23 protein-coding genes are annotated in these 20,678 nt (G+C 39.9%); 3 read left to right on the forward strand and 20 right to left on the reverse strand.

The window, feature by feature from the left end; genetic code table 11:
* Positions 1-17 precede the first annotated feature (17 nt).
* From ACQKIC_RS14080 to ACQKIC_RS14095, 4 genes are all read right to left on the reverse strand, one after another.
* Positions 18-1,370: an aspartate aminotransferase family protein gene (locus ACQKIC_RS14080; RefSeq protein WP_402868976.1), complete on the reverse strand. Its 1,353-nt coding sequence runs from the start codon at positions 1,368-1,370 to the stop codon at positions 18-20.
* Positions 1,371-1,572: 202 nt separating this feature from the next.
* Positions 1,573-1,902 carry a hypothetical protein gene (locus ACQKIC_RS14085; RefSeq protein ID WP_402868977.1) on the reverse strand — a complete coding sequence of 110 codons (330 nt, stop codon included), beginning with the start codon at positions 1,900-1,902 and terminating at the stop codon, positions 1,573-1,575.
* Between the two features lie 229 nt (positions 1,903-2,131).
* Entirely contained in the window at positions 2,132-3,106 is a 975-nt protein-coding gene (locus ACQKIC_RS14090; protein ID WP_402868979.1) for a S66 family peptidase, read from the reverse strand.
* A gap of 241 nt (positions 3,107-3,347) precedes the next feature.
* On the reverse strand, positions 3,348-3,509 hold the full coding sequence (locus tag ACQKIC_RS14095; RefSeq protein WP_402868981.1) for a YjcZ family sporulation protein: 162 nt from the start codon (positions 3,507-3,509) through the stop codon (positions 3,348-3,350).
* A gap of 290 nt (positions 3,510-3,799) precedes the next feature.
* On the opposite strand from ACQKIC_RS14095, the gene ACQKIC_RS14100 reads away from it, so the two are divergent.
* Entirely contained in the window at positions 3,800-4,897 is a 1,098-nt protein-coding gene (locus tag ACQKIC_RS14100; RefSeq protein ID WP_427591779.1) for a GDSL-type esterase/lipase family protein, read from the forward strand.
* A 45-nt stretch (positions 4,898-4,942) separates the two neighbouring features.
* Here the strand turns inward: ACQKIC_RS14100 and msrB are convergent, their stop codons facing one another.
* The gene (msrB, locus tag ACQKIC_RS14105) at positions 4,943-5,371 is read right to left on the reverse strand and encodes a peptide-methionine (R)-S-oxide reductase MsrB (RefSeq protein ID WP_427591778.1); all 429 of its coding nucleotides are present in this window, start codon (positions 5,369-5,371) and stop codon (positions 4,943-4,945) included.
* Entirely contained in the window at positions 5,368-5,853 is a 486-nt protein-coding gene (msrA, locus tag ACQKIC_RS14110) for a peptide-methionine (S)-S-oxide reductase MsrA (protein WP_402869865.1), read from the reverse strand. The genes msrB and msrA overlap by 4 nt, the downstream gene beginning before the upstream one ends.
* Positions 5,854-6,114: 261 nt before the next feature.
* Here msrA and ACQKIC_RS14115 point away from each other — a divergent pair, with 261 nt between their 5' ends.
* Positions 6,115-6,858 carry a DUF4397 domain-containing protein gene (locus ACQKIC_RS14115; protein ID WP_427591777.1) on the forward strand — a complete coding sequence of 248 codons (744 nt, stop codon included), beginning with the start codon at positions 6,115-6,117 and terminating at the stop codon, positions 6,856-6,858.
* 60 nt (positions 6,859-6,918) lie between these two features.
* Here the strand turns inward: ACQKIC_RS14115 and ACQKIC_RS14120 are convergent, their stop codons facing one another.
* The 12 genes from ACQKIC_RS14120 to ACQKIC_RS14175 form a co-directional block, all read right to left on the reverse strand.
* Positions 6,919-7,503, reverse strand: coding sequence for a YpmS family protein (locus ACQKIC_RS14120; RefSeq protein ID WP_402956801.1), 585 nt, complete (start codon positions 7,501-7,503; stop codon positions 6,919-6,921).
* Entirely contained in the window at positions 7,500-8,339 is an 840-nt protein-coding gene (locus tag ACQKIC_RS14125) for an SGNH/GDSL hydrolase family protein (protein WP_402868991.1), read from the reverse strand. Before ACQKIC_RS14125 ends, ACQKIC_RS14120 begins: the two co-directional genes overlap by 4 nt.
* A 253-nt stretch (positions 8,340-8,592) precedes the next feature.
* Positions 8,593-9,183: an SCO family protein gene (locus tag ACQKIC_RS14130; RefSeq protein WP_402869866.1), complete on the reverse strand. Its 591-nt coding sequence runs from the start codon at positions 9,181-9,183 to the stop codon at positions 8,593-8,595.
* A 156-nt stretch (positions 9,184-9,339) separates the two neighbouring features.
* The gene (locus ACQKIC_RS14135) at positions 9,340-10,182 is read right to left on the reverse strand and encodes a DegV family protein (RefSeq protein ID WP_402868993.1); all 843 of its coding nucleotides are present in this window, start codon (positions 10,180-10,182) and stop codon (positions 9,340-9,342) included.
* 248 nt (positions 10,183-10,430) lie between these two features.
* The gene (gene tatC, locus ACQKIC_RS14140) at positions 10,431-11,183 is read right to left on the reverse strand and encodes a twin-arginine translocase subunit TatC (RefSeq protein ID WP_402956799.1); all 753 of its coding nucleotides are present in this window, start codon (positions 11,181-11,183) and stop codon (positions 10,431-10,433) included.
* Positions 11,184-11,268: 85 nt separating this feature from the next.
* Entirely contained in the window at positions 11,269-11,463 is a 195-nt protein-coding gene (gene tatA, locus ACQKIC_RS14145) for a twin-arginine translocase TatA/TatE family subunit (protein ID WP_402868997.1), read from the reverse strand.
* A 194-nt stretch (positions 11,464-11,657) separates the two neighbouring features.
* The gene (gene ilvA, locus ACQKIC_RS14150) at positions 11,658-12,926 is read right to left on the reverse strand and encodes a threonine ammonia-lyase IlvA (protein WP_403121814.1); all 1,269 of its coding nucleotides are present in this window, start codon (positions 12,924-12,926) and stop codon (positions 11,658-11,660) included.
* Between the two features lie 146 nt (positions 12,927-13,072).
* Positions 13,073-13,558, reverse strand: a complete 486-nt coding sequence (locus ACQKIC_RS14155) for a dihydrofolate reductase (RefSeq protein WP_402988173.1) — start codon at positions 13,556-13,558, stop codon at positions 13,073-13,075.
* Positions 13,555-14,349: a thymidylate synthase gene (locus ACQKIC_RS14160; protein ID WP_402988170.1), complete on the reverse strand. Its 795-nt coding sequence runs from the start codon at positions 14,347-14,349 to the stop codon at positions 13,555-13,557. The genes ACQKIC_RS14155 and ACQKIC_RS14160 overlap by 4 nt, the downstream gene beginning before the upstream one ends.
* Positions 14,350-14,444: 95 nt before the next feature.
* A complete protein-coding gene (locus ACQKIC_RS14165) occupies positions 14,445-15,155 on the reverse strand; it encodes an anthrax toxin lethal factor-related metalloendopeptidase (protein WP_402988168.1) in 711 nt (236 codons plus the stop codon).
* A gap of 491 nt (positions 15,156-15,646) precedes the next feature.
* Positions 15,647-16,423 carry a TerC family protein gene (locus tag ACQKIC_RS14170; RefSeq protein ID WP_402988165.1) on the reverse strand — a complete coding sequence of 259 codons (777 nt, stop codon included), beginning with the start codon at positions 16,421-16,423 and terminating at the stop codon, positions 15,647-15,649.
* Positions 16,424-16,627: 204 nt separating this feature from the next.
* Positions 16,628-17,242, reverse strand: a complete 615-nt coding sequence (locus ACQKIC_RS14175; RefSeq protein WP_402988162.1) for a YpjP family protein — start codon at positions 17,240-17,242, stop codon at positions 16,628-16,630.
* 431 nt (positions 17,243-17,673) lie between these two features.
* Here ACQKIC_RS14175 and ggt point away from each other — a divergent pair, with 431 nt between their 5' ends.
* A complete protein-coding gene (ggt, locus tag ACQKIC_RS14180) occupies positions 17,674-19,368 on the forward strand; it encodes a gamma-glutamyltransferase (RefSeq protein ID WP_427591776.1) in 1,695 nt (564 codons plus the stop codon).
* 2 nt (positions 19,369-19,370) lie between these two features.
* On the opposite strand, the gene ACQKIC_RS14185 is transcribed toward ggt, so the two are convergent.
* The gene (locus ACQKIC_RS14185) at positions 19,371-20,150 is read right to left on the reverse strand and encodes a class I SAM-dependent methyltransferase (RefSeq protein WP_402988152.1); all 780 of its coding nucleotides are present in this window, start codon (positions 20,148-20,150) and stop codon (positions 19,371-19,373) included.
* Positions 20,151-20,228: 78 nt separating this feature from the next.
* Positions 20,229-20,663: a BrxA/BrxB family bacilliredoxin gene (locus ACQKIC_RS14190; protein WP_402956792.1), complete on the reverse strand. Its 435-nt coding sequence runs from the start codon at positions 20,661-20,663 to the stop codon at positions 20,229-20,231.
* Positions 20,664-20,678: the final 15 nt, after the last annotated feature.

The raw sequence follows: 20,678 nt of genomic DNA on the forward strand, positions 1-20,678 counted from the left end.
TCTGTTCACTTCCTTATTTAAGACGGCAGATATCCAGGGAGGATCTTATCTTTAAATTCACGGAGGGTTGAGTCCAGTCTCCTTAGCAATTCAGCACTCTCTTCCTTTGTAATGATTAAGGGCGGAGAAATGATGATGGCTGCCCCGTTAATGCCATCAAGCCCCGCTGATGCAGGGTATAAAATAATCCCATTGTTCATCCCCGCCTTTATAATTTCAGCAGTCACATCTAAAGTTTTTGGAAAAGGTTCCTTCGTTTCTTTATCCTGGACAAATTCCATCCCGATCAATAAACCCCTACCGCGGAGGTCCCCGATAAACGAGTATTTCTTTGCAAGCTTTTTTAAACCGTTGAATAACTCCTTCCCTCTTTTAGCAGAGTGTTCTACGAGATCGTTATCCTCCATATATTCCAAAACGGCAAGCGCTATGGCACACGACAATGGATTGGCACTAAGTGTATGTCCGCCCATGATTGAACGGGAACCATTCATGATGGGTTCCAACACTTTTTCCGTCATGGCAGCGGCAGCGATAGGCGTGTACCCCCCGCTTATCCCTTTCCCAAAAGTAATGATATCCGGTTCTACTCCCCAATGTTCAGAGGCTAGCATCTTACCTGTCCGACCGAATCCAGTCATAACCTCATCAGCAATGAATAGAATGTCATGTTCCTCACAAATTTTCTTTAGTTTCTGAAAATAACCATTAGGCGGAACGATTGCCCCACCTGCTGCACCGATAACTGGCTCACATATAAATGCTGCGATGTTATCTGCGCCAATGCGCCGGATGGATGATTCCAACTCCAAAGCACAGGCCATCCCACACGTTCGGTGATCTAATTGATATGGACAACGGTAACAATAAGGAGGAGCAACAGAAGGGTATGATTCAAGTAGAGCGGTAAATCGCTCTCTGCGTATAGGATGACCAGACATTGAAAGAGCGCCGATCGTAATGCCATGGTAGCTCATCCATCTGGATATTATCTTTTGTTTCCTGGGTTTCCCTTTTTCCTGCCAATGCTGGATGGCAATCTTTAGTGCAGTTTCGGTCGCTTCTGAACCACTATTAACAAAAAAACTATAGGGGAGCTTCCCATTGGTTAAATCCGCTATTTTTCGGGCAAGCTTCTCTGCTGCCTCGCTCGTGAACTGGGAACGATACACAAATGACACTTGGCTTGCCTGTTGAACCATGGCATCTGCAATTTCTTGCACCCCATGACCAATATTGGAGGTTACAGCACCGGAAGATGCATCCAGATAGTCCTTCCCTTCTTTATCGTATAAATAGACGCCCTTCCCATGACTAATTGTCGGATAGGCGACGCCAAGGAACGGCTTGATCAATGAAGACTGCTCCATGCCCACACTCTCCTTCTACCACCAATTATGGCTTATGCTAAAGTGTATGTCCCCACTAGGGAAATCTTGCTAAGGAATTGTTGCAACTCTTTCAAACTATTTTTATAGGAAGGTTTTAGAAGGATGGGGAATCTATTCACCGTGGGGAAAGTAAGGAAATTCGACAAAAAAAAGTGTATCCACGAGAGATACACTTTTTTTCTTATAATGAGCTATTTAGTTTGTCTTGACGAATGGAATCTATGAAGCTTTCATCCTTTAAAATGGCCAGCACACTTTTATAAAAAGCCGCTTTGTCAATGACTGAGGTATGTACGTATTCATACTCTTTTAATGATGGATGACGCAAGACATGTTTCATGCAAGAAAGACAGACTTTTTTAGTACCTAACTTATAGTAATTCAAGTTGCTTGCATCCCCATTAGAAGTGTCTTCGTTACAAACGAAACAGGTATGGCTTACCCGGCCTTTTTTATTATACTCGGATAAAGCGCCTTCTAAACGAATGGATGCGGGAATTGTTAATAACACATAATCACCTTTTCTATTTTAAATCTCTTAGTATTATATCAGAAAAATAAAGAATTTGAACTATTAGCCTCATATTCCCTAATAATGCTTGTAAAATAGGAAAATGAACAGGGATAAAACCCTATTTTACCCAAAAACAGGGACCGATACAGCCAATGACCGATAATCTCGGTTCATCCTCTTAAGTTGCCCTATATATAGGTAGTCTGACGATAAGTCCATCTATTTTTCAAGAGAGGATGGTCACTTTCGCGTTACCGTTCCTCACGGTCATCTTAACACTTTCGCCCATCGGTATAGTAGCAAAAGGATGGACATGACCAAAGTTTGCATTCGCTATGACAGGGATACCATTCAGTTCCCTCTTAGTTGCAATGATTTGCTGAAGGGCGTAAGGTGTCATCCCTGAATCCTTTTGAAATCGACCTATGATAACTCCCTTGATACCATCTGCATCAGGCAACTGTAGCAAGGATTGTAAATCCCGATCGAAACTAAAAGGATGGCTTTCTTCATCATCCTCAATAAAAAGAATGCGGTCCCGTAACGATGGCATATACTCCGTCCCCTGCAAAAGATTTATCGTACAAAGGTTGCCACCTAAGATGGTACCAGCTGCTTCGCCCTCCTGTATGACCATATATCCCGAATTCGGATGGAAGGAACGGTCCTCCTGCTCCAGATGCCATGAATCATCGCTCCAGGTTTCACTTTGTTCTAAATCAAAGCCATCATCCATAAGAACCGCTTTCTTAAAGTAGTCCATTGTATAGTCCAGCCCAGTCTTCATCCCAAAAGTAGAGAAATCAGGACCAGAATATGTAGTCAAACCAGTTTTTTGATAAATGGCCAAACCGATGGCCGTAATATCACTATAGCCCATCAAAACTTTAGGATTCTTTTTTATTAAATCATAGTCGATATATTGTAGCAATTGATTGGCATTATATCCACCTACGCCAGCAAGGATTGCCTTTACAGACGGATTTCTAAACGCATCATGCAAATCTTCAACCCTGTCCTCAATCGAATTCGAGAAAAAGTCATCATGTACCAAAGCTGTTTTACCGTATGTAACTTTAAAACCGAGGTCCACCAATCTTTCCTCTGCCAGTCTGCGTTGCTCACCTTTTACAATCGCAAGACTTCTCGATGGTGCAATAACCCGGATTTCATCCCCGCGTTTTAAACGAGAAGGTTTCATATCTCTTTCCCCCTAAATATATTACATCTTAAATTATTTTAGCAGATATACAGAACAAAAGAAAATCATGGCTCATTATTGATTATAACACAAAAGAAACATATGTTCTTAATCGAATCCCTTTTAAAACTCCACCCTTGAGCCAGTCCCTAGCCAAGGCTTAATCTTGGGTAATTCTGTTATAAAGAATGGCCTCCATAAGAAAAGACCAGCTGATAGCTGGTCTTTTAGTGTTTTATATTTAGCAGCAGAATGATGCGCCGATGATAACCAACAGAATGAATAAGACAACGATTAATGCGAAGCCTGAACCAAAACCGCCACCGCATCCGCCACCGTATCCTCCGCCGTAACCATAACCGCCGCCGCAGCCGCCACCATATCCTCCACCATATCCGTACATAAAGTTTCACTCCTTCTTGATTTCTGTTTTCTCTTTACACCCTTACCATATGTCGATATGCCCGCCTTGGTCTGTGTATTTGCCCATTTTTTTTTATTTAAGCAAAAACTCCTCCATTCTTCTATATAAATCCCCCTCAATAAAACGTGTAATCAATTGGTTTTAAAAACGGGAAATGAAACCAAACCTTATTGTATTACCTTAAATTTGCGATATAATAAGGTTAAAATATGCTTTTCGTCCTATACTTACCACACCAACCTACAATAATGTTAATCGGAGGAAATGAATTGAAAAAAGTCTCGAAATCCCTCATTCCATTCGCAGGAATTGTCCTCACACTCCTTCTCATTTACATCCTTCAAAAAGTTCCAAAAACATACGGTTCCGATGAGAACTTAAATGTATACCAAAAATACCAGGATGGTCAGCCGATTGACTATCTGATTATTGGCGATAGCATAGGCAGGGGGTCCGGGGCTGAAAATCCGAGTCAAACTTGGTTTAAACAACTGGAAAATAAAATGAGCAAGCACCATTCAGTTCCCTTTAAAGGGGATTACGTTGTTCAAAGCGGCTCCACTGCTTTTGAAGGTCTTTATAAGCTCTCTCAAAAAAAAAGAATGGGCCATAAGGATTTGATTTTCATTGTATTCGGTGAAAATGATCGTAAATACATGAATGTGGACGATTTCAAAATGACGTACGAGGCTCTGATTAGAAAAGCAAAGCACCTATATCCTCATGCTGAATTGTTCACGATTACGGAAAGTTGTTTGGAATACGAGGAATTTGCGAATGCTATCGGTCTGTTATCTGACTATTATGGGGCCACCAATATTGACATGCGTCCAGTTTTCAATTCTTCAGGGTTCACTGAAAAGGAATTGACGAAAGATTTGATTCATCCAAATGGCCTTGGCTATCAATTCTATGCAAATGCGATTTACCAAAAGTTTATTAAAAATGCACAAAAAGAAAAACCTGTCGCTAGTCTTCCTCCTAAATTTCATCAAGGCTCCGAAATGAATTTAAGAGATAATGACAACTATGATTCAATGGTGGGGTTTAGACCAAGAGGCGGTTATTACACAAGTGATGAGATAGGGAGTTATATTGAATACCGATTCGAAGGAAATATACTTGGAGTTAAATTACTCAGAAGCCCAGATGGCGGAGAAGTTGATGTATTCATTGACGGCAAACTGAATACATCCCTTCATACGTGGTGGCCCTTTGCCCGCGAAAGGTATTTATTCATCGCCAATGGCCTTTCTCCCGGTCCTCACACCGTGCGTTTTGTAGTTTCAGGGAGAGAAACCTCCAAGGACCTCCCTACCACACATGTGCGGCTTTCTTCCATCATCACCAATGATTCAAACCACTAAAACAAGTAAGCCCCTATCACAGGATGATAGGGGCTTACTTGTTTATTAAAGAAACAGTTTCTTATATTCACCGTATCCTTCTTTTTCAAGATCTTCGAGTGGGATGAATCTTAACGAAGCAGAATTGATGCAATATCGTAACTTGGTTGGCCCTGGTCCATCATCAAACACATGTCCAAGATGGGAATTGGCCGTTTTTGAACGCACTTCGATCCTTCTCATGCCATAGCTTGTATCCAAATTTTCCACAACTTCACCATCATCCAGTGGCTTGGTAAAGCTTGGCCAGCCACAGGCGGAATCAAATTTATCTTTGGAAGTGAATAGCGGTGTACCGGAAACAATGTCCACATACAGTCCATCTTCATTCAAATTCCAATATTCATTATGAAAAGCAGGCTCTGTCCCGCTATTTTGTGTGACTTCATATTGAATGGGTGTTAATTTTTTCTTCAAATCATCTTTACTGCTCATTTCTTTTCCCCCCAATGATGTTTTTGAAAAGCCTTGCGCCCGGAGCCAACTGAATATCTCTCGTAGTGCTCTGGTTGCTTTTTATAATAATGCTGGTGATACGTTTCTGCCGGATAAAAGGTTTTGGCCGGTAGAATGGGTGTGGCAATGGGCTTAGAAAAAATGCCGCTCTCCTGTAGGTTTGCCCTGGAAGCTTCCGCTATTTCCCGTTGCTTTTCGTCGTGATAGAAAATGGCCGTTTGATAGGAACTACCACGATCAAAGAACTGGCCTCCAGCGTCTGTTGGATCAATCTGTTGCCAAAATAATTCAACTAAATCTTTATAAGGGTAGATGGAAGGGTCAAAGGTAATCTGAACAGCTTCATAATGTCCCGTCGTTTCCGAGCAAACCTCTTTGTATGTAGGATTCTCCGTTGTCCCCCCTGTATAACCGGAAATGACAGATTCAATACCAGGCTGTTCATCGAAGGGTTTTACCATACACCAAAAACATCCTCCAGCAAATGTTGCTTTGTCTAAATGGTTGGTCAACTGTAATATCCTCCTTTTTTGGAAAAGTTCTATTGAATGCATTTTAAACCTTTTATAAGGTCATGTAAAATCATCTGCTGTCTAAACTTCTTTTGTTGATGAAACTGGACTGATTAAAAAAACCAATCAAATTTGAGTATACGAAAGACACATGCCCAAGCATGCTACCATATGATGTCTTCATAATGATTCAAATGAGAGGTGATAGACATGAACCATAAAGACAAACATTTACAAAAGGCCATGAATTATGATGCATTATCCTGCTACTATAAATATACTAACCCACATTTACATGATTATTATTATCATAAACACTTAAAGAGCATGGAAAAAGCCATGCAACCAATGAGAAGTGAACAAATCAATACGGTAAAACCGGCACAGGTCCGTATTTTACATGCAGCTCCAAAAGCACCTGCGGTCGATGTATATGTAAACGAAATGCGCATCCTTCAGAATTTCGCTTACAAAGACAATAGCAACTATTTATCTTTACCCCCGGGTAAATACCAAATTGATATATATCCTGCCGGACAAACCACGTCCACCTTCCTTAGCCGTAAAGTCGATCTAGAAAGTGAAAAACTGTATACTGTCGTTGCTGCAGGATCCAATGAAATGCCAAAACTACTTACTTTCGAAGACAATCCTTATGTCCCCCAAGATGAATCCAAGGTTCGATTTGTCCACTTGTCTTTTGATACGTCACCGGTGGATATCGCTGTAAAGGATGGCGATGTCGTATTTTCAAGACTTCCGTATCGCAAAGCAAGTGAATACCTGAATCTCTACCCCATGCAAGTCGATTTTGAAGTAAGGAAAGCCGATTCGAAAGAAGTAGCCCTCTCCTTACCCAATATAGATATTCAGGCAAATATCCCATTATCCATTTATATAATCGGCACCAGTCAGGGTCAACCTGGCTTAGAAACACTTATCTTAACACCTTAATACAAAAAAAGATGAAAAGCCAGGATGCATTTGACCTGGCTTTTCATCTTTCATTTTCACTTATTGTAAAGAAGAGGGGACAGTTAATAAAAATGAAATATCATCATTCTTTAAATCAAATTCATTAGCCTTGACCCTGACGTCACTTTTTAATTTCATGTCCTGTAAAGACACATATATGTTTTCCTCATTGGGATTTATGGTGACCCAATCCGGCATTTTATACCGTTCATTAATTAAGTTCATCACATATGAAACAGGAAGGTTCATCTGGCCAATCGCAATCGATTTTTGTTTTAAAACCAAATCCCCGTTCTTTTGCGCAATGGGTTCGAATGTTAATTTCATTTCAACTTCACGGTTGAAAAAAGGCATTTTCCCGTATAACTCCACTTCATCCCTTAAATACACTTCATAATGTATCAATCCAGTCAAGCCTTCTTTATCAAGATACTGGTTGATTAATCGGGTCAAATCTTCCCGGTTTGTATGAATCTGAAACTGGATATCTTCTTCCTTAGTTACAACTGGCTTCATATCTGAATCTTTTGCCGGTAAATTAATTAAAACCAGGATTGAAAGGATGACCAGGATGTTAACGGCTAATAAAGTAATAAACAAAGTCTTCCATTTGACTTTTGTCATTCTTGGTCATCATCTCCTTTGGCGCTAGCTTCCATTGTATCCTTTCCGATTGTTAAAACTTCCATGTTATTATAGATTCTTTCTGCAATCAATTCATATCCCCGATCATTGGGATGGAAGTAATCTTCCGTATATAGCAAGTCTTCTTTGGAATTTTGGAAAATATCATCTATTTCGATAAAATATGCAGAATCATATTCGGTGATAATCTTTTTTCCGCTATCATTCCAATCATTCATGATTTCATCTAGTTCATAAAAATCAGCAAACCACTTTGAAAATGGGTTATACACGCCCACTAAATAAATCTGTGCCTGTTGATTTTCAGAGCGCACCTTATCCAATATCTGTCTTAATCTTTTTTCATACCCTATTTTAGCTGAATCGAATTGGTTCAGTTCCAAGTTGGAGAAATTCTGTTTAAATACTCTCATGATATCATTTCCACCAATTGTGACGACAATGGAATCGGCTTGTTCAATATCTTCTTGAACACGGGATTTATCCAACCTTTTTAATAATTGGTCGGTCCGGTTTCCCCGAACTCCGTGATTGATCATCTCAACTGAAGTAATAGATGGCTCTTTCTCAAGATTTTTCTGCAAGTAAGGGAGATATCCCCCATTATCTTTACTATCGCCGACACCTTGAGTTAGGGAATCACCTATTGACACGATTTGAACAGGATCCGGAAAAAAGCTGGCTGGAATGGTTTCCTTTTTGCTTAATTCAACAACATTATGCTGCTGAACGAGTGGCTGTTCTGAAGTAGTCCTCTGAGAGCAACCTGAAATCCAAACTAGGCATATAAAAAGACAGGTGATTTTGTGTCTCATAACCTCACCTTCCCTACCTAAATATTATATCATGGGGAAAATATAAAATTGAATCAATTTGACCTTTACTTGTCGGTTTTATTTGTATTTATCACTGTATAGTATGAAAAAAAGCTGGGAATTAAAGCTTATCCCATGAATTTTAGCATGTACCTGATGAGTAAATTCATTCTTAGTAACAGCTATTTGTTCCATACGTCATTCCGTGATTACTATAGAAACTAAAAAACTATTGAACAGGTCATTCTCCTGTTCAATAGTTCTGTAGTATTTTTATATGCTTAATCATCTCATCAAAAGGAATATCCTGAAGTCCCGTGTAATCCCGGATGACTTTTCCCTCTTGATCCATTAGATAAAACCTTGTCTGGTGAATCACCTGATCTTCATTGTCAGGCTTCAATACAATCGTTTTAAAGTTATCCTTGGCAAATGCCTCGATTTCATCTTGACCATAACCAGTCAAAAAGTGCCAATTTTTGTAATCGACGTTGAACTGGTCGCCAAATGCTGTCAAGACATCAGGCTTGTCCACTTCAGGATCCACGGAAAATGACACGAACTCAACATCTGAAATTCCCTCATCCTTCAGTTTTTGTTGCAACTTCACCATATTGGCAGTCATGGGGAGACAAACATCCTCACAATTTGTGAAAATGAAATCGGCTACCCAGACTTTTCCTTTTAAATCAGTTTTGGAAAAGGGTTCCCCATCCTGGTCCACATAACTAAAATCTTCGATATCCCAATTCTTCGCATCAGGCACCCCAGTTGAACCACATGCTGCCAGCATCAACAATACCCCAATGCCCATAGCTGCCTTCAACAAATGCAGCTTCCTCATCCATACCCCGCCTTTTATGTATAAATATTCTGTCACTTCTTTCATTCTACCAGACCACCAGTAGGAAAACAGCCACTATTTTTATCATAAAATGAACATTTGACTACATTACTTAGCTATCATCTCCTGCTCTTTAGGAGGTACTAAAAGCGAACATCAATCCCAGTAATACATGATGGCCATGGCACCTTCGCCAGTATGTGTGCTGACCACAGCCGTTGTAGCTTCTAACTTAATATCCTGGACCCCTGAAATTTCAGTAATCGCTTTGCGAACTTTATCGGCCATTTCATAGCCATTTGCATGGACGAAACCAATGCCTTTGACTTGTTTTCCTTGTGTATCTTCTTTGAATTTCTTTGAAATGAATTTTACAACCTGTGATTGGCTCCTTGCTTTTGAAACGGGATTCAGCACGCCTCCGTCCAGAAGTGCAATCGGTTTAATATGTAAAAGAGATCCGATGAATGCTGATACTTTGCCAATCCTTCCGCCTTTCACAAGATTGTCCAGCGTTTCAATGACAATGATTAGACTCGACTGTTTTCTAATGGTCTCAAGCCTTTGCATTATTTCTTCGGTGGTTTTGCCTTCATTCGCCATCTTGGCAGCCTCTATCACTTGGAATGACATGGCTTTTGAGATGAATTCCGAATCATAAACGGTAACTTTAGCATCGGACATCCCTGCTGCACTTTCAGCCGAACGTACTGTACCACTCATGCCACCAGTCATATGGATTGAAATAATCTCACTGCCATCCTTTCCAAGTTCATTATATACTTCTAAAAAAGTCCCTACTGCCGGTTGGGAGCTTTTAGGGAGTTCTTTTGACTGATTCATTCTTCTTAAAAATTCATCCTGTTCAATTTCCACTTTATCCAAAAAGGTCTCTCCATCAATATAGATCGACAAGGGGACCATTGTAATGCCATAATACTCAAATTCTTCTGGGGTCATATCCACTGTTGAATCCGTTACAATCTTCACTTTATTCATCTTTACACATCCCTAAATTAACGTATCTATTGTATTATACCTATTCAAAGTACGCTTTCAAACTAAAGCTTATATTTTTTTCAGAATAATGATTCTCTTAGACACATATACGTTGAAAATCAGAAGAAAACTTTGTAAAAAGGCATATATCTTATTTGGATCTAATCAACTTTATGGCTGAATGATGCCGATTCAATAACTTCAGCCATAAAAAATGACCCGAAGGAATAAATCCTTTGGGCCATTTTTTATATGCCATCTTCATTATTAAGAGTTTCTTCCAGCAAGCTCTCCCGTTTTACCCTTCGTCGATAGACAATTTTAGAAAGCGAAATGCTAACTTCGTAAAGTAACAGTAAGGGAACCGTGACCAAAAAATCCGACATGAAATCTGGCGGTGTGATGGAAACAGCAATGACCACGAGAACAAAGTAAGCATACTTCCTTAATTTTTGAAGCACGTAAGGGTTGATAAGACCGATGGAGGTCAGGAACATCGTAACGACTGGTAGCTCGAATAAAAAGGCAAAAGGAATCGTCATATTGAAGACAAATGAAAAATACTTATCTGCGGTGAAATTGGTTATGAACATGCCTTCACCCAGCTCAATTAAAAATTGAAGGATGGTCGGAAAAATGACAAAATAACCAAAAGCAAGGCCTCCAATAAACAAGATGAAAAGAGCTGGAATATAGGCAAGGGTGGCCCTCACTTCATTAGGCATTAAAGCTGGCTTAACGAACAACCAAATTTGAAGTGCTATAATCGGAATCGTTGCAGCAATGGCAACGACTCCTGAAAGCATGAAGTAAATCCAGATGATATCACTTGGACCTAAGACCATTAATTCGAAGTCAAGATCCTTAACAAACCAATAGTAGATTTTTTCCACATAAATAAAACTGACAATAAAAAAGACGAAAAAAGCTACAGCCGTAATGATTAGCCGTTTTCTCAATTCATCGAGATGATCGATGATATTTAATTCTTTATCTTCCAAAATAAATCACGCCTTCATTTGAAAATCCGTTTCTTTGCTACAGAACAAAAGACGTAAGAAGGTCCATCTTACGCCCTGCATTTAATCATTCATGATTTTTTGGTTGTTGTATTTTCTTATCCTCTTCATAGTCGCCTTTTGTCAGTTCACTCGTGGATTTCTTGAATTCTCGAAGCGTTTGTCCAAAAGCACGTCCGATTTCGGGAAGCTTCTTCGGACCAAAAATGATTAAGGCCAATACCAAGATGATGATTAGACCAGGTATTCCAATATTCGACATGAATACATCCCCCTCGATGTTATAATTCAACCTATTCTGCTTTTAATTATAATACCATTTTCAGCCAAATGAAAGGAACCTGGCAAATCGTCATACAACGGTAACAATTATCGACAAAACACGACTGCTGGATAAGTTGAATAATATGTAAAAATATATATATTATTCTAACCTAATTTAAAATTTTGTCTAGTTTAAATTAATAAGTGGAATAAATTGCTGTCTTTATTGACTTCCACGCTTGAGAAACCCTTCTTATTCATTCTCTGAATAAGTCCTGTATAATCAAATTTGTTTTTTAACTCAATACCAACAAGGGCCGGGCCACTCTCTTTATTATTTTTCTTCGTATATTCAAATCGACTAATATCATCATTAGGTCCCAACACTTCATCAAGAAATTCCCTTAATGCTCCAGCACGTTGTGGGAAATTCACGATAAAGTAATATAGCAGGCCTTCATATAATAAGGACTTTTCCTTGATTTCCTGCATACGGCCTATATCATTATTACCCCCACTTACAAGGCACACGACCGTTTTCCCCTTTATTTGGTCTTTGTAAAAATCAAGGGCTGATACGGAAATAGCACCCGCTGGTTCAGCAATAATGGCATGCTGATTATATAAATCGAGAATCGTCGTACAGATATGGCCTTCAGGCACTGCAACGATATCCTCAAGATTCTCTTTACATGTTTGGTAAGTCATTTGCCCTACACACTTCACGGCTGCACCATCTACAAACGTATCGATATTCTCAAGTTCAACGACTTTTCCTTCTTGGAAGGAAGTTTTCATGGACGCGGCTCCGAGCGGTTCTACTCCAATACACTTCGTATCAGGGGACACTGATTTGAAGTAACTTGAAACCCCAGCCATTAATCCGCCGCCACCGATTGCTGCGAACACATAATCAATCTTATCTTCACAATCATTCAGGATTTCAACCGCCGTAGTGCCTTGACCGGCAATCACCTTTTCATCATCGAAAGGATGGATGAAAGAACGCCCTTCCTTCTCGCAACATTCCATTGCACTTGCGAATGCGTCATCAAATGTATCACCAATTAAGACAATTTCAATATTATCCCTACCGAATAACCGGACTTGATCGACCTTCTGCCTTGGCGTCGTAGCAGGCATGTAAATTTTCCCATCGATTCCTAACTCACTGCAGGAAAAAGCCACTCCCTGTGCATGGTTCCCGGCACTTGCACACACGACACCATTCTTTGTTTCTTCCTGAGTCAAACTTTTCATTTTATAGTAAGCTCCCCTTAACTTAAAGGAACGAACATGTTGAAGATCCTCACGTTTCAAATAGACATTGCATTCATACTTACTGGATAAACGCTGATTCTTTTGTAAAGGTGTATGTAAGACAATATCCTTCAATTCTCTATAGGCAATTAGAATATCCTCCAACTGAATCCCCCTATTCACTGATGCTGTCTGGTTCATAGTTATCCCTCATTTCCTTCCTAATCAATTCTATAATTATAGCACTTTATCATAAGTATGTAACTGATTTTTCTAAAAATTCTATCTCTTTGATCTTGTACAAAAAAACCGACTATGGCTTATTCACCATAAATCGGTTACTAATATCATTTTTTTCGTAAAACAATAAAATCATGGGCATAAAGATTTTTATCATCTGTTACCCCAGGGGTCGTCTCCACGGTTTCCCACTCCGTCTCATTAATGATTGGAAAGAACGTGTCCCCTTCAAAGACTTCATGTATTTCAGTAATATATAACCGATCGGTTACTGGCAGAATTTCTTTGAAGATTTCCGCTCCGCCTATAACGAATACCTCTTGTTTGCTATTGTCGGCATACGTCTTAATCTGATCAACATCATGCAAAATGGTGCAGCCTTCCGCTTTAAATTCATGATTCCTGGTCACGATGACGTTTTCCCTTCCAGGCAGAATCCGCCCGATGGATTCAAATGTTTTGCGCCCCATGACGATTGGGTGACCCATCGTTACCTTTTTAAAGTACTGAAGGTCCGCTGGCAAATGCCAAGGCAGCTTGTTATCTTTTCCAATCACACGTTTTTCATCCATGGCTACAATTAAGGAAATCATATACTCACCTTCCCTTTAATGTGGGGATGAGCTTCGTAATTTTCAAGTTCGAAATCTTCAAACCGAAACTCAAAGATATCTTTCACTGCAGGATTGATTTTCATCGTAGGCAGTGGTTTAGGGTCTCGTGTCAACTGTAATTTCACTTGATCCATATGGTTCGAATAGATATGGACATCCCCAAAAGAGTGAACGAATTCACCAAGCTCCAGGTCACATACTTGGGCTATCATCATCGTTAAGAGTGCATAAGAAGCGATATTGAACGGCACACCTAAAAATACGTCCGCAGAACGCTGGTAAAGTTGGCAGGAAAGCTTACCGTCCGCCACATAAAATTGAAAGAATGCATGACAGGGAGGTAAGGCCATCTCTTCAAGTTCACCGACATTCCAGGCACTTACGATCAATCTCCTTGAATTTGGGTTCGTTTTGATTTGCTCGATCACTTCACTGATTTGATCGATTTGCCTTCCATCCGCTGCACCCCATGAGCGCCATTGATGCCCATAGACGGGACCTAGATTTCCTGCTTCATCAGCCCACTCATTCCAAATGCGCACATTATTTTCCTGAAGGTATTGTACGTTTGTATCGCCTTTTAGAAACCATAAGAGTTCATGGATGATTGCTTTTAAACTGACTTTTTTCGTAGTCAAAACAGGGAATCCCTCACGCAGATTGAACCTCATTTGATATCCGAAGGTGCTGATTGTTCCTGTTCCGGTACGATCGCCTTTTTGAGTTCCATTTTCAAGTACATGTTTACATAAATCCAAATATTGCTTCATGGTAAACCACCTTTTCAACATTCATTCTTCTTATTTTAACTTTTAACCGTTACCAGTTCAATGTGTCAATGTGAATTAGGAATGAATTAAATCAATCAATCTAGTTGTTTAATAAAATGGTAGGTCTCTGGCGCTTTCCGTCTTAGCAATTGATTTTGTTCCGGATTTACATAAAACATCGCAAACGCTTCCGCAAAGTATTCTTCGGGATATGTAGAAAAATAAGGTTGACCAGGAAACAGTGCATCTACTTCTTTTCCCCATACGCTTAAATACTTTATATCCTCACGAATGCCGCCATAAACGATTTTATCGATGGAATGGGCAATTTCATGGAGTTCGAGATTTATAGAACTATGGCCGTTACCTTTATCGCTTGCGCCGATTTTAACCAAGACCATATGCGAGCCCCCCATACCCGGAACATCATCCCATGTAGTGCTGGGATTAACATACCCTCTTGGTGCCTGCCCCTTTAAATGAGCTGCAGAACGATTGTCTGTCAGGCTCCCACTGAAAAGCTTTATTTTCACACCCCGATCAATAATTTTCACTTGAAGGGAATGCGGGAGTTTATTGATTGTTTCAACTATGTTTAAGGCTTCCTCTTCATTAAATTCATCTACAGGATATATAAACAAGTTCTGTAATGTCTCTTGATCCTGAAAAATGGCCGCCTGCCTTAGTAGGCTATCTTTTTTCAAATCCCTCCACTTTAAACCATCTTCCTTAGCAAAAGAGATGGAAAGCATGGAAAGGAAACAGCCTGCCAAAATGAATAACCCAACCCACTTTTTATTTGTCACCCTTCTCCATCCTTTCCATGGTTTAATAGGGTAATTCAAAGAAATATGTATACTTCAATCCCATTTTATTATTCTAGTATAACATGAAACTACTCTATAATTGATTGATGTATTTTTGGTAAAAATAAGTGGAATATTCTTTTCTCACGAGGCACGGATCACCCAGTATTTTCATATAAAATAATATAATCAAAAAAGGTTCAAGGTGATACCATGAAACCAGTTAACAGAAGTCTCATCCTGCCAGAACGACATGAACTAGCCGAGGAAGTACTGGAAATTTACAGTTTAAAAGTATTCATCATTCTAGATCTATTGCTATTTTCGATTTTCTTTGGCATCTTGCTGCATCCATTCCTAACATCATTATGGCTAAACCTGTTATACCCTTTGCTCTTTTTTACATTTTTCACTCTCCTTTTTCATCTATTTGAGTTTTATTCCCAAAGAAAGAGCTGACACCATTTTGGTGTCAGCTCTTTTCCGTAAGATTATTTACTTTGTTCTTTAAGCTTTTTTTCTCTCTGAAAATGAAGCAAGATGGTCGTGCCAAAAATAACAAGGATGGTCACAAAGAAGATGACATGTGGAACTTCAATTTTCGCCACCGAAAGAAGCATTTTAATCGATATGAATCCTATCAAGACATAGGCAGCCGTTTCCAATTCAGGAATCTTATCAATCAGTTTCAAAAAGACTCCGGCAACGCCCCGCATCATCAGGACACCGATCATTCCGCCCAACAGGAGGACCCAAATCTTTTCACTCACCCCAAAGGCAGCCAAGACACTGTCCACGGAAAAAGCAATATCCATCATCTCAACAGCGACAACCGTTCCCCATAAATTACCGAACATACGGATTAATAAACTATTTTTACTCATTCCCTGTAACTCTTCATCCTGGTTAGCCTGTTTATTTCTCTTATCTCGGAAATATTTGAATGAAAGCCAGGCAAGATAAACAGCTCCGAGGATTTTCACCCAAGAAATCTTGATGAGATAGACACCTATTCCAATGGCTAAGAAACGGAATGCATATGCACCCAATAACCCATAGAAAAGCGCCTTTTTCCTTTGTTTTTCCGGAAGATGCCGAACCATAACGGCCAATACCAAAGCGTTATCAGCCGATAAAAGGCCTTCCATTAAGACAAGTGTCCCAATTAATCCCCAGCTAACAGGGTCTGTTAGTACTTCCCCCCACATATCCCAATCAAAAAACTGGGAATAGGTATGGAAGATTTTATTTAGCAATTCTACTGACATGATTAAAGCACCTCTGCAAAACTATAAAATTCACTGCAAATGCTCTCTAGAGGCACAGCGCAGTTTTTCTTGCTATGTATTATTTCACACAAAATAAATACGTTGCAGAACAACGTATCCAAAAAGAACATTATGAACTTACCTTTATGTATGTTCATTATCATCATACTCTTCCCTTTAGATAAAATCAATGAACGAAGAGATTTAGGAGATTCTATCTTGATTCGTCCATTTGGGAGGAGTGTTTTTATCCCAATATATTTTCCCGATGTCATAATGCGTGGCAAAAGAATCGTGGTACGTGTGATAATGAAAATTAAACCAATATCCTTCTAACGGTGGATTTTCCTGCCTAACATGGAATCGGATGACATCATTTCCACTTGTCGAGTCATAAATATGGAATATTTTTTCGGATCTACCTGCACTTGGCCGCTCCGTGATAGTTAGCTGTTGCAGTTTTTCATCAGGAAATTGGTTCGCCATATCGTTTACCGTCTCTTCTATTTTCGGCAAAATGATCATTTTGAACTCATCGCCTATTTTAGGGTTGATTTTTTCACCAAATTTCACATAAGCGCTTTCTTCTGCTTTATCAAGTATATCCGATAAAAAGTTATCACGGTCGAAATGATTGAAGCCACTAGACTCCTGTGCAGAAGGAAATGGTGTATGGTCTTCTTGCACTACCCCTTTTTTCGAATCTTTTAGAGAGTCAGCATCAGCTAACCATGCCAAATCTGTTGGTGTGACAAGTCCAAACGTTAAAACGGAAACTAAAATGACAAGACTTTTCCTAAACCATGTTGCCGTTTTCAAACCATTATCCCCCCTCCTGTTGTTCCTTTTTCCTAGTATACTGCGATTTTCCAGGTAATACGAATATATAATACCCTATGTTTCAAAAATCGCCAAAAAGGATAAATACCTATATGCAACATACGTGTTGCATCTTTTATACCATTTTTCACTATAAATATATAAATTAAAGGATTATTAGGTAATTTGTAGAACTTAAATAGATTCAGGTATCTTTTTAAGGAGGGCTTATAAATGGCTTTGACTACAACCGCCATGGTGGCTTTATGTCTTGTTACATTAGCATTTTTCGTATATTTATCATTTGCTGATTAAGACTAAAATACTTATGAAAGAGTCCTTGTCATTCTATTAATGGCAAGGTTTTCTTTTCAATGAAGTTCGTCTCTAGCTCAAGAAAGAACTTAAGACGATATACTGGAGGAATTTTGATGGAAAACATCGATGAAAAAACCAAAGAAGAAAACTATAAAAGAGAAACGGCAACAGGAAAAGCTGGCATGGTCGTCACGGCTCATCCAGTTGCGACTAAAATCGGGGAAAAGGTCTTACGCGATGGCGGAAATGCCGTTGATGCAGCAGTAGCCATCCAATTTGCATTAAATATCGTGGAACCTATGATGACAGGAATAGGCGGCAGTGGATTCCTTATGGTTTATAATGAAAAAAGTAAAAAAACGAAGATATTCGATGGACATGTCAGGGCACCTAAAGCGGCATATCCTGAATTGTTCCTGGATGAAAATGGGGAGGTTATTCCCTTTAAAGAGCGTTCGACAAAAGGGACGGCAGTTGGCATTCCAGGAATTCTAAAGGCGATGGATGAAGCGCTCAATGAATATGGTAGCAAGCCATTAGCCGAACTCATTGAACCCTCTATAGAATTTGCTGAAAATGGGGTCCCGGTCAACTGGGTACTTTGTGATGCCCTTAAAAACTTTGAATATCGATTGGGTGATGAAGCGCGAAACTTCTTCATGCCCGAAGGAAAACCATATCAGGTGGGAGATATATTAGTTAAGGAAAAGCTGGCAAATACTTATAGGATTTTACAACGTGAAGGGGTATCTGCTTTTTATGAGGGCGAGATTGGCGAAGGAATCATTTCCTGTATCAAGGAACAAGGCGGATTCATGGAAATGGCCGATTTAAGAGATTACAAAGCAACCGTTGATGAACCCATGGTCGGCACCTATAAAGATTATAAAATTGTCTCTTCGATGGCTCCTAGCGCGGGAGGGTTTACCGTCATTCAAATATTAAAGATATTAGAATCATTCCATCTAGAGCAATTTGATGTACGTTCCTGGGAGAAATATTATCTGATAGCGGAAGCGATGCGTCTGGCCTTTACAGATAAAAAGGCATTTCTGGCTGATCCCGAATTTGCCGAATTACCGCTTACGGGTCTTATGCATGACGAATATATAGCTGAACGACGGAAGCTCATTAATTTCAAGTCACGGAACAATGCCATTGATTTCGGAAATCCATGGAAGTATGATTCCGTGAAGCAAAGGGAAGTGATTCAACAGCCAAATGATGAAGAACGCAGTGAAACCACCCACTTCACGGTGCGCGACAGATGGGGCAACATCGCGGCTTGCACCTCGACTGTTGAGCACCCTTTCGGTTCTGGCATCATGGTTTCCGACTATGGTTTCATGTTGAATAATGAATTGACCGACTTTGATTCCGTTCCAGGCGGCATGAATGAAGTACAGCCTAATAAACGACCAGTAAGCTGTAAGAGTCCGACCATCATTTTTAAAGACAATCAACCCATATTAACACTTGGTTCCCCCGGGGGACCGACGATCATTAGCTCAGTTGTCCAAACCATCATTAATGTGCTCGATTTCAAAATGGACTTAAAGGCGGCAATCGAAGAACCAAGAATTTTCACGCCAATGGGCCCACATATTGAATGGGAGGCCGGGATTGATATGAACAGCAAGGGACACCTCGAAGGAATGGGATTTGCCTTCAATGAAGTCCCCCACTCAATCGGTAATGTCCAGGCCATACAAATCAACCCATTGGACGGTTCGAATTATGGCGCTGCTGATTCCAGCCGTGAAGGCTGTGCAATGGGTCTTGATGAAGGGGATTATCAGACCGAATGAATTCATAAAATGGAAATGAAGCCATAATGGAATTTTGAGGTTTTTCGTTCCAACACGTCAAATCCAAATCTCTGGAAGCGGGTACTGCGAAAATGATCTTTCAACACAACTCTTTTTCGTGCGACCCGCTTGGCTTCATTTATTATTTCCATGGTGAAATCATGATTTGCAGCAAAATGGGTCAGGCCTTTAATGCCATTAGATTCTTCAATGGTCTCCTCAAACATCGGATCAAAATAGACGACATCGAAATGATTATCCGGTAAAGTTTTCAATAACTCATTATGATTAGCCTCCATAACTTCTATCCTCCTCATTACCGATAACATCCACTCTTCTGCATCACTCCAAGTCTTTAAACCATGGTCCACAAGTAATGCCAAGTATTTATTTTCCTCCAGCGCTAACACACGCCCTTTACTACCGACTGCAAAACTAGCGACAATGGAGTCAGCACCTAATCCCAATGTACAATCAAGCACGGAGTCCCCTTCTTTAATATCCCCTGCAATAAGAAATGGATCAGCCTCCCCATTCAGTAATCGCTTCAATCGAATCATCGCTAAGTTAGGATGGAAAAAGAAAGGCTCCCTCTCTCCGTACCGGTATATTTCCATTCTATTTCTCCCGAAAACGAGACAATCATCCTTGTCGTTTTCCCTTTGGATATCCTGAATCGAACGTTTTCTCCTCGATACAAAAGGAATCTTTTGATCCATCGCGAACTCTTTTGCCAACTCTATAACATCTTGGTCAGCTCGTCCAGCTGTAGTCACAAACATGTACCTGCTCCTTTAATACTCTGAATTTGAAAAAGAATGCCCTTTTACAGGACATTCTTTTTTTTTACTTATTTTATTTTACTTTACATTATCGAATGCTACCAAGAGATTTTCCATGATAGCTTCCATAGGCTGGCCTTCAATATCATGGCGAGGAATGAAATGAACGACCTCTTTCCCTTTTAATAGAGCCATGGATGGAGAAGAAGGTTCAATCCCATTAAAATACTCACGCATTTTAGCTGTCGCTTCTTTATCTTGCCCTGCAAATACAGTGACTAGATTATTTGGCTTCTTCTCTGCTTGGAGTACAGCTTGAGTCGCTGCTGGACGAGCTAAACCTGCAGCACAGCCACAAACTGAATTGACGACAACAAGTGTAGTCCCTTCGGCTGCCTCCATGAATTCCTCAACCTTTTCAGCTGTTTCCAATTCCTTAAAACCCGCTTGCACCAATTCAGCACGCATTGGCTTCACCATTTGTTTCATGTATTCATCATAAGCCATAGACATAATAATTCCCCCTTG

It is taken from the genome of Peribacillus sp. NPDC046944 (assembly GCF_050272735.1).
Lineage (GTDB): Bacteria > Bacillota > Bacilli > Bacillales > DSM-1321 > Peribacillus.

Coding starts and splice junctions, on each gene's coding strand:
- ACQKIC_RS14080 (WP_402868976.1), bottom strand. CDS start 1,370: ATGGAGCAGTCTTCATTGATCAAGCCGTTCCTTGGCGTCGCCTATCCG.
- ACQKIC_RS14090 (WP_402868979.1), bottom strand. CDS start 3,106: ATGAAACCTTCTCGTTTAAAACGCGGGGATGAAATCCGGGTTATTGCA.
- ACQKIC_RS14095 (WP_402868981.1), bottom strand. CDS start 3,509: ATGTACGGATATGGTGGAGGATATGGTGGCGGCTGCGGCGGCGGTTAT.
- msrB (WP_427591778.1), bottom strand. CDS start 5,371: ATGAGCAGTAAAGATGATTTGAAGAAAAAATTAACACCCATTCAATAT.
- msrA (WP_402869865.1), bottom strand. CDS start 5,853: ATGGTAAAACCCTTCGATGAACAGCCTGGTATTGAATCTGTCATTTCC.
- ACQKIC_RS14115 (WP_427591777.1), top strand. CDS start 6,115: ATGAACCATAAAGACAAACATTTACAAAAGGCCATGAATTATGATGCA.
- ACQKIC_RS14120 (WP_402956801.1), bottom strand. CDS start 7,503: ATGACAAAAGTCAAATGGAAGACTTTGTTTATTACTTTATTAGCCGTT.
- ACQKIC_RS14125 (WP_402868991.1), bottom strand. CDS start 8,339: ATGAGACACAAAATCACCTGTCTTTTTATATGCCTAGTTTGGATTTCA.
- ACQKIC_RS14130 (WP_402869866.1), bottom strand. CDS start 9,183: ATGAGGAAGCTGCATTTGTTGAAGGCAGCTATGGGCATTGGGGTATTG.
- ACQKIC_RS14135 (WP_402868993.1), bottom strand. CDS start 10,182: ATGAATAAAGTGAAGATTGTAACGGATTCAACAGTGGATATGACCCCA.
- tatA (WP_402868997.1), bottom strand. CDS start 11,463: ATGTCGAATATTGGAATACCTGGTCTAATCATCATCTTGGTATTGGCC.
- ilvA (WP_403121814.1), bottom strand. CDS start 12,926: ATGAACCAGACAGCATCAGTGAATAGGGGGATTCAGTTGGAGGATATT.
- ACQKIC_RS14155 (WP_402988173.1), bottom strand. CDS start 13,558: ATGATTTCCTTAATTGTAGCCATGGATGAAAAACGTGTGATTGGAAAA.
- ACQKIC_RS14160 (WP_402988170.1), bottom strand. CDS start 14,349: ATGAAGCAATATTTGGATTTATGTAAACATGTACTTGAAAATGGAACT.
- ACQKIC_RS14170 (WP_402988165.1), bottom strand. CDS start 16,423: ATGTCAGTAGAATTGCTAAATAAAATCTTCCATACCTATTCCCAGTTT.
- ggt (WP_427591776.1), top strand. CDS start 17,674: ATGGAAAACATCGATGAAAAAACCAAAGAAGAAAACTATAAAAGAGAA.
- ACQKIC_RS14185 (WP_402988152.1), bottom strand. CDS start 20,150: ATGTTTGTGACTACAGCTGGACGAGCTGACCAAGATGTTATAGAGTTG.
- ACQKIC_RS14190 (WP_402956792.1), bottom strand. CDS start 20,663: ATGTCTATGGCTTATGATGAATACATGAAACAAATGGTGAAGCCAATG.